Source organism: Conyzicola sp. (genome assembly GCF_057073975.1).
In genome coordinates this window covers 1-3,431 of sequence record NZ_JBXMIS010000097.1, presented here as the reverse complement: position 1 = coordinate 3,431, position 3,431 = coordinate 1, and the positions used below count along the sequence as shown (strand labels likewise).

Sequence of the window (3,431 nt, the reverse complement as noted above, 5' to 3'; positions counted from 1 at the left end):
CCCCCCCCGCGACGCCAGCGCCGACGACCGTCTCGGTCGTCGGTACACACTCCTCTCGCAGCACCACCTAGGGTTAATCCATGACGCGCCTCGAACTCGGACTCCCCGTGGTTCGGCGCGACCCGGCGACCATGCCGCCGACCGATGGCAGGCCAGAGCACGCCGGACTGCTCGACAGCTTCGGCCGCGTCGCCCGCGATCTGCGCATCTCGGTGACGGAGAAGTGCTCGCTGCGCTGCACCTACTGCATGCCGGAGGCTGGACTGCCGGCCATCGCACGAGAGAGCCTGCTGACCGCGGTGGAGATCGCGCGCCTCGTGGGTATCGCTGTTCGCGACCTCGGCGTGCACGACATCCGGTTCACTGGCGGCGAGCCGCTCATGCGGCACGACCTCGCCGAGATCATCGGTCTCTCGCGGGCCGTCGCCGGCACCGCGAGCATCAGCATGACGACGAACGCCATCGGGCTCGACAAGCGCATCGACGAGCTCGTCGCCGCCGGGCTCGACCGGGTCAACATCTCGCTCGACACCGTCGACCGCGACCACTTCGCCCGCCTCACCCGCCGCGACCGCCTGCCGAGCGTCTTCGCCGGCATAGAGGCAGCGCAGCGTGCCGGTGTGAGCCCGCTCAAGATCAACGCGGTGCTCATGCGCGACACCCTGGGCGGCGCGGCCGACCTGCTCGCGTGGTCGCTCGAGCACGGCGCCCGCCTTCGCTTCATCGAGCAGATGCCGCTCGACGCCGACGAGGCGTGGGCGCGCGACAACATGGTTCCGGCATCCGAGCTCATCGAGGCACTCTCGACCCGATTCACCCTCACCCAGCCGCACCGCGTCGACCCGTCTGACCCGTCGGAGGAATGGCTCGTGGATGGCGGGCCGGCCACCGTGGGCATCATCGCGAGCGTGACGCGCAGCTTCTGCTCCGCCTGCGACCGCACCCGTGTGACCGCGGAGGGCACCGTGCGCTCGTGCCTCTTCGGCGACGACGAGACCGACCTGCGCGGGCTGCTGCGCTCCGGGGCGACCGATGCGGTCATCGCCGACTGGTGGCGCGCAGCCATGTGGGGCAAGCAGGCCGGGCACGGCATGGAGCGCGCCGACTTCGTTCGCCCCATCCGCAGCATGGGTGCGATCGGTGGCTGAGGTTCGGTACTTCGCGGCGGCAGCTGACGCCGCCGGTCTCGAGGAGGAGCAGCTCGACGCCGCTACCGTCGCAGAGCTCAAGGCCATACTCGCGGCGCGCTACGGCGAGCCGATGCAGAAGGTGCTCGCAGCAGGGTCGTTCCTTGTCAACGGTGTGGTGAGCCGCGACGACTCGATGCCCATCGGCGAGCGGGTGGACGTGCTGCCGCCGTTCGCCGGCGGGTAGCTATCCGGATAGGCGATATTACTCACACGTAATGACACGACTCTCTATGACGCTTGCGTAATCGAGAAGCGGTCCATTACTCTTGCGTAATCAGCCGAGTAGTTATTACCAACAAGTAATGAGGCACTGTGCGAGCGTTGATCGAAAGCCCTGAAGACCTCGGCCGACTGATCCAGCGGGTACGAACGCGAGCTCATCTCTCGCAGGCGCAGTTGGCAGCGGCACTCGGCACCAACCAGCGCTATCTTTCCGAGCTGGAGACCGGCAAGCCCAAACGAATCGATCACAACTACTTCGACATCCTGCGCAAGCTCGGGATAGTGCTCACCGCGGAAACGGTCGACGAGGGTGACCACCGTGACTGAGGCCAATGAGCTGCCCGTCGCACTCTTCGGCACATGCATCGGCGAGCTGCTGGACGTCGAGGGGAAGGCGCTTCTCCGTTGGTCAGACGATGCAGAGCAGCGGTGGGGCATCAACTCCGCTGTCTTGAGTCGCTCCCTGCGAGTTTCCTCATCGAGTGTCGAGCAGACGGAGTCGTTCTTTGGAGCGCTGCTTCCCGAAGGGCGCCACATCGATCGGCTCGCCGCCCGAGCGAAGACCGTATCGAATGACCTGACTGGCCTCCTCCGGTACGTCGGGGCCGATCTGGCCGGGGCGCTTCGAGTTGGGAGTCCCAACAACCCAACCGAGCCTGAGGCACTGACGCCGGCGGATGTATCGGCCCTTCTCGCAGACGCGTCCGGCTTCCTTGTCGGAGGAGGCGGGTCCGCTCTCCCCGGATTTCAACGAAAACTGACCCTCACGCGCGAGAACGGCCGGTGGTGGCGTGGCAACGGAACGCTGCCGTCAACTCATATCCTGAAGCCGGTCGAGGCCGAATACAGGTCATCGGTGGAATCGGAGCACTACGTGCTTCAAATCGCTCGCGAGCTCGACCTGGCGCCATTCGAGACATGGGTTGAGAGCATCGGAAACCGTGAGGTTCTCGTAATCGAGCGGTACGACCGCAGGCGCGGAAGCAGCGGCTCGTTAGAGCGGCTGCATCAGGAGGATGCTGGCCAGGCGCTCGGTCTGCCGTGGGGAGGCAACGACAAGTTCGAGCGACACAATGCGCGATCCACCTTGGCGGCCGTCGCGGGCCTGCTCGACACCGATCGTTCCGTGTTTGACTCGGCACGGTTCAGGGACAGGCTGAAGCTGCTGAGGTACACCGTCCTCAACGTTGCGGCCGGGAACACCGATGCCCACGCCAAGAACTTCTCCCTCCTCCACGACGACGCCGGTCGCACCCGCCTCGCCCCGTTCTACGACGCAGCTCCTCTCGCACTCGACTACCACCTCGGCACGGGTCTTGCGATGAGGATCAACGGAAAGTCCGACCTACCGGAGGTCACGGCCGACGATCTGGTTGCTGAAGCGAGCGCGTGGGGAGTCGATGATGCGCTAGCGCGGGAGACTGTCAACGAGTCGCTAGAAGGAATCATCGAAGCCACCCGGAGGGTGTCAGCACACGCGTCTATCGAGCGACACGTGCCTGGTTACGTTCGCGGTCAAGCGCAGAATCTGGCGTCGGGCCGTCGCGCTCGCATCTCCTCGCCGATCCCGCTTCTCGCGATGCCACGACTGGGAACCCCCGACAGTGTGGAGGAGCAGGCGCGAGGGTGAGCTAGAGCCCGACCCACTCCGTCGTGCCGGCCTCGAGGTGCTGGCGCTTCCAGATCGGCACCTGCTGCTTGATGAGTTCGACGAGCTCTGCGCAGGCGGCGAAGGCCTCGGCGCGGTGGGGTGCGGCGACCGCGGCGACGAGAGCCGTGTCGCCGACCACGAGCGACCCGACGCGGTGCGCGGCCGCGACGCGGAGGCCGTGCGATTGCGCCACCTGGCGGCAGACGTCGTCGAGGAATGCCGCGGCATCCGGGTGCGCCTGGTAGTCGAGGGCCGTGACCGCGTCACCGTGGTCGTGGTTGCGCACGATGCCGGTGAACTGCACGAGTGCGCCGTTGGCCGAGTCGAGCACGAAGGCCTCGATGGCGGCGGCGTCGAGAGACTCGTCG

General features: G+C 66.5%; 5 protein-coding genes. 4 read left to right on the top strand and 1 reads right to left on the bottom strand.

Annotated features, from left to right (window positions below; all coding sequences use genetic code 11):
- Positions 1-80: 80 nt before the first annotated feature.
- The 4 genes from moaA (at position 81) to AC14A7_RS08740 (ending at position 3,042) form a co-directional block, all read left to right on the top strand.
- Entirely contained in the window at positions 81-1,148 is a 1,068-nt protein-coding gene (gene moaA, locus AC14A7_RS08755; RefSeq protein WP_484008189.1) for a GTP 3',8-cyclase MoaA, read from the top strand.
- Positions 1,141-1,374 (top strand): MoaD/ThiS family protein, encoded by a 234-nt coding sequence (locus AC14A7_RS08750; protein WP_484008187.1) that lies wholly within the window; start codon positions 1,141-1,143, stop codon positions 1,372-1,374. Before moaA ends, AC14A7_RS08750 begins: the two co-directional genes overlap by 8 nt.
- 128 nt (positions 1,375-1,502) lie before the next feature.
- Positions 1,503-1,739, top strand: a complete 237-nt coding sequence (locus AC14A7_RS08745) for a helix-turn-helix domain-containing protein (RefSeq protein ID WP_484008186.1) — start codon at positions 1,503-1,505, stop codon at positions 1,737-1,739.
- Positions 1,732-3,042, top strand: a complete 1,311-nt coding sequence (locus AC14A7_RS08740) for a HipA domain-containing protein (RefSeq protein WP_484008184.1) — start codon at positions 1,732-1,734, stop codon at positions 3,040-3,042. Before AC14A7_RS08745 ends, AC14A7_RS08740 begins: the two co-directional genes overlap by 8 nt.
- A 1-nt stretch (position 3,043) precedes the next feature.
- On the opposite strand, the gene AC14A7_RS08735 is transcribed toward AC14A7_RS08740, so the two are convergent.
- Positions 3,044-3,431 (bottom strand): molybdenum cofactor biosynthesis protein MoaE (locus tag AC14A7_RS08735; protein ID WP_484008182.1); only part of this gene is annotated, 388 nt, incomplete at its 5' end.

Bases quoted from the DNA above. Each gene is read 5' to 3' on its own strand.
- moaA (WP_484008189.1), top strand. From the start codon at position 81: ATGACGCGCCTCGAACTCGGACTCCCCGTGGTTCGGCGCGACCCGGCG.